General features: G+C 49.3%; 5 protein-coding genes. All 5 read left to right on the top strand.

Features of this window, described 5'->3' with window-relative positions; genetic code table 11:
* The coding region (locus BG32_RS07810) for a substrate-binding domain-containing protein (RefSeq protein WP_147434886.1) at positions 1-822 on the top strand (822 nt) is incomplete at its 5' end.
* Positions 823-862: 40 nt separating this feature from the next.
* Complete coding sequence (locus BG32_RS07805) at positions 863-2,281, top strand: L-fucose/L-arabinose isomerase family protein (protein WP_006489189.1); 1,419 nt, start codon at positions 863-865, stop codon at positions 2,279-2,281.
* Positions 2,282-2,324: 43 nt separating this feature from the next.
* Positions 2,325-2,972 carry a transaldolase family protein gene (locus tag BG32_RS07800; RefSeq protein ID WP_006489191.1) on the top strand — a complete coding sequence of 216 codons (648 nt, stop codon included), beginning with the start codon at positions 2,325-2,327 and terminating at the stop codon, positions 2,970-2,972.
* The gene (locus tag BG32_RS07795; RefSeq protein ID WP_006489193.1) at positions 2,969-3,958 is read left to right on the top strand and encodes a carbohydrate kinase; all 990 of its coding nucleotides are present in this window, start codon (positions 2,969-2,971) and stop codon (positions 3,956-3,958) included. Before BG32_RS07800 ends, BG32_RS07795 begins: the two co-directional genes overlap by 4 nt.
* The coding region (locus BG32_RS07790) for an FGGY family carbohydrate kinase (RefSeq protein ID WP_259459604.1) at positions 3,955-4,649 on the top strand (695 nt) is incomplete at its 3' end. The genes BG32_RS07795 and BG32_RS07790, both read left to right, overlap by 4 nt.

Below are 4,649 nucleotides of genomic sequence, written 5' to 3'. Positions count from 1 at the left end.
TCGGATATCAGGAATCCATTCTTTCTGGATTTCATGAGCGGAGTCGAGACCGTGCTCTTTCCTAGAGGCTACAAATTCATCGTCTGCGACATCGGCGAGGATTTCGAGAAAGAGAGAATCTACATCAAATGGCTCCTCGAACACGGCGTCGAGGGGATACTTTCCTCGCCCTGTGGGGGTGAGGATGGAAGAAACAACTCACGACTTTACAGAGAGGCAGTCAGGAGAAACATCCCCGTAGTCTTCTACGATAGGATTCTCGAAGGACTTGATAGGATAAGCTCGGTAACCCTCGACAACCGACAGGCGATTCTCCAGGGAGTGTTGCACTTAAAGGAGAACGGTCACAGGAAACTCGGAATAGTCCTTCACAAAAAGGGAATCTATACAATAGAAGAGAGACGTATGGGCTTTTTGGAGGCTTGCAAGATGCTGGACATTGAAATAAACGCAGACTGGATTATCGAGAATGCAGTGGACGCGGAAAGGGCTTCGCTGTCACTGGAGTCTGTTCTGAAATCGGACAGGAGACCGGATGCGATCATATCCACAAACCAGTTTCTCAATGAGGTCATAGTTGCAACCGTAAGGCGGATGGGCCTGAAAATCCCCGGTGATCTATCGATTGTAGGCTTCGATGACCATTCTATGAACGAACTGATCGAGCCACCCTTGACGACGATCAGACAGCCTGTGAAGGACATCGGCAGGATTGCCGCCACGATTATGCTGAGCGAAATAGACGGAACACGAGGTGATAAATCGAAAGTTGTGCTGAAGGCGGAACTGCTTCAAAGAAAATCTGTGTCAAAGCTCATGTAGATAAGCTCGAAGAAAACACTGAAAAGAGGAGGAATGCTCAATGAAAAAGAGAAAGGTTGGAGTGATCACTTTTTCCGACGGGCGCGATTTCGTTCACAACGATCTGATCGAAATGAACAAGGGGTTTCAAGACAGGCTGGTTAAGGCCCTTGAAGCAACGGGTGAAGTGGAAGTTGTCACAGCCTCCGATATAGTCTGGAAGCCTTCTCTCGCGAAGAAGGCCGGCAAGGAGCTGATGAAGGCCGAGGTTGAGGCCACGATATTCAACTATGCTATCTGGTGCTGGCCGCATCTTTCCGTGATGGCCTCGCTTTATGCACCAGGTCCTTTCCTCACCTATGGACAGATCAATCCCTCTTACCCCGGTATGGTAGGCCAGCTGGCGGCAGCAGGTGCCCTCGAACAGGTCGGAATAATGCCTGAAAGGGTATGGGGCAATCCCGAAGATTCAGATGTAATTGAAAGGGTAATGCACTTCGTGAGGGCTGCTTCAGCGGCCGCAAGACTGAAGGGTGAAAGATACGGTATGTTCGGCGGCCGTCCGATGGGAATGTACACGGCTTCGGCCAACGGTGATCAGTGGCTGAAGGAGTTCGGTGTCGATGTGGAACAGATCGACCAGTATGAACTGGTAGTCAGGGCAGAGAAAGTACCAAAAGACGTCACAAAAGCAGCTAGAGAGTGGCTTGAAAAGCTTGCAACTGTAAAGTATGACGGCAAACAGCTTACACCTGAAAAACTGGAGAAGCAGATCGCGCTCTACGAGGCCGCGCTCAGTATCATAAAAGAGTACGAGCTGGATTTTGTTGGATTCAAAGGTCAGCCCGAGATGACAAACAACTACGCAACGATGGACATAGTAGAGGCCTTCCTCAATGATCCGTATGACTGGCACGGTTCAAAGGAGACAATCGTTGCGGCCACCGAAACGGACATGGATGGAGCTCTGACCATGGAGATCTTCAAGCATATTGCTCAGTCTCCAGTTCTATTTGCTGACGTGAGACACTACTTCGAGGAAGAGGACCTTCTCGACCTCTGTAACTCGGGCACTCATGCGACCTACTTTGCCGGAAAATCTATGAATCCCGAAGACAATCTCAAACACGTAGAACTGTATCCCGAGGACTTCTACTTCCCGGCCGGAGGAGCTGCCGTAAAGCATTTTGCGGCACCTGGGCGAGTTACCCTTGCCAGGCTTGCGAGACAGAACGGCGAGTACATCATGACAATAGTACCGGGAGAGTTCGTTAAGCTCTCCGAAGCAGAAGAAAAGAAGCTGTCGGAGAAGGTTCAGATCGAATGGCCACATGCCTACGTGAAGCTGGATACGGACATGGATACCTTCCTGAGATACTACCCGTGCAACCACACTCACGGTGTTTATGGCGATTTTGTAGAGGAATTGGTACAGTTCTGTGATATAAAGGGTATTGATTACCAGATTCTTGGAGAGTAAACTGCATTTCGGGACATATAGTTACTAAGAAAGGAGCCTGATAATGTTATACATTGACGGTATTTGTGAAAAGAGCGTTGAACTCGTTGAACAGCCGGTCTTTGCCGGAATCACTACCAACCCCACAATACTGAAAAGAGACAGGCCGGGATGGGGCCTGATGGATGCAATGAAATTTCTCTCAAAGGTCCCGGGCGAGAGACACTTCGTTCAGGGCAGCCTCTCTTCGACCGAATGGATTCAAAAGGTAAAGGAATTCATAAAGAAGAGCGATTTCGATCCCGAATTCTTTACTATCAAACTGCCCTGGGATCCGCAGAAGGCCTCTAATATTGTCCCTCAGCTGAACGATATTGGAGTTGGAGTATGTGCTACGGCCGTTTACACTTTACAGCAGTACTACGCCGCGGTCAGCATGGAAGTTGAGTATGTGGCCGTGTACTTCGATAGAATGGTGAAGGCGGGAATAGATGCTGACTTGAGAATTACGGAGATGTTAGACATTGGTGACTGGCACTCAAACGCCCCTAGAATCATTGCGGCAAGTATAAAGGATATCGAGAGCGCAAACAAACTTATCTCACTGGGTGTCCATGATCTCACGTTGCCCATCGAGATCGCAGCTGAATACGTTCAGGGTAGTTTTCCGGCAGATGATCTCAACAGGTTCGAGGCTGACTTCAAGTTATGAGAGATCGGTCCAAACCGGTTTTATGCTCTGGAGAGATCCTCTTCGATTTTATCTCTAGAGAACCTATGAAAGGCCTGGAAGGCACCACCCTGTTTGAAAAGAAACCGGGTGGTGCACCTTTCAACATATCTGTCGGTCTTCACAGACTGGGAGTCCCTATGGAATTCCTCGCCAAAATCGGCATGGACGAATTTGGAAACGCACTCCTTGAGTATCTGAAGTCTCTTGGAATATCTACCAGCTACGTGATTAGAGAACATGGAACGAAGACACCGATAGCCTTTGCCGCTCTGGACGGAGAGGGAAAGCCGGAATTTAGATTCTACTGGGATCATGCAGCCCATCTATCGCTCAAATCAGAAGAAATCGAAGAGATCGACCCTCTTAACTTTTCCCTCTTTCATTTTGGCGCGATAGTGCTCCTGGAAGAACCGTCGGCATCCACTTATCTAGAGCTGTTCGAAAGATTCAGCTCAAGAGGAGTCAAGACTTCATTCGACCCCAACATTCGAAGAAGCGCAATAGAAGATCACGATTCATTCAGGGCCACAGTCAGAGAAATCATCTCAAGAGTCGACATTCTCAAGCTCAGCGACGACGATCTGCTATACATATGTGACAGCGACAATTTAGATGAGGCCCTGTCTCGGCTCAAAGTCAGACCGGACACGCTCGTCTTTCTCACCCTCGGCAGCAGAGGATCCACTGTTTATCGCGGAAGGACTTCTGTTAAGAGAGAGGGGTTCAAGGTGAAAGTGGCCGAGACAACCGGCTGCGGAGACTCTTTCATGGCCGCAGTAATCTCTAAGCTCTACAATATGGGCGATGAAGAACTGCGTAGTCTTACCGAAGAAGATCTGGGAAGCATTCTCACTTTCGCAAACGCAGAGGCGGCGATTGTCGCGACAAGATATGGCGGAGCAAGCTCGATGCCAGCCGAAAGCGAAGTGAACCAGTTCCTTAAAGAACGGGGTATGGACCATTGATCGGATTCCTCGCCATAGACATCGGTGCCTCCAGCGGCAAGGCCTTCGTTGGAAAGTACGGTCGAAACAGGCTGGTTCTGGAAGAAGTACATCGCTTTTCGAACGAGCCTATTCATGTCGCGGATTTGACTCACTGGAACCTCATTTCGCTTTACAAGAATGTCGTGGAAAGTATAAAGGCGGCTTCAGCAATGGGAATTGAGATCCGGAGCGTAGGAATCGACACATGGGGAGTGGATTTCGGTCTCATCGACAGTTCCGGTTCGATTCAGGGCGATCCCAGGCATTACAGAGACATGTTCAAAGATGATTCCATGGATTACGCAATAAAGAAGGCCGGCAAGCGCTGGATCTTCGACAGAGCTCCAACCCAGTTTCAGCCATTCAACACTCTCTATCAGCTCATATCTCTCAAGCGTAATAACAGCCGTTACCTTGAAAAGGCAGACGCCCTTCTCCCGATGCCTTCACTCCTGACCTACTTCCTCACAGGGGAGAAGCTGACAGAGTTCACTTTCGCCACTACCACACAACTCTTCGATCCCGATCGAAACGACTGGAGCGAAGAGCTTATAAGATTCTTCGATCTACCGGACATAATGACTCCGATCGTAGATCCAGGGGAAATCGCCGGAGAACTGCTCCCCTCAGTCGCGGAAGAGCTTGGCATAAAGGGCTTGAAGGTTATTCT

Origin of the sequence: Mesotoga sp. HF07.pep.5.2.highcov (genome assembly GCF_003666285.1) — a bacterium.
GTDB lineage: Bacteria > Thermotogota > Thermotogae > Petrotogales > Kosmotogaceae > Mesotoga > Mesotoga prima.
The sequence above is the reverse complement of the archived record's forward strand: the minus strand, read 5'-3'. Positions and strand labels throughout refer to the sequence as shown.

What these genes read in the sequence shown, in the direction of transcription:
- BG32_RS07805 (WP_006489189.1), top strand. Translation starts at nt 863, where the DNA reads ATGAAAAAGAGAAAGGTTGGAGTGATCACTTTTTCCGACGGGCGCGAT.
- BG32_RS07800 (WP_006489191.1), top strand. Translation starts at nt 2,325, where the DNA reads ATGTTATACATTGACGGTATTTGTGAAAAGAGCGTTGAACTCGTTGAA.
- BG32_RS07795 (WP_006489193.1), top strand. Translation starts at nt 2,969, where the DNA reads ATGAGAGATCGGTCCAAACCGGTTTTATGCTCTGGAGAGATCCTCTTC.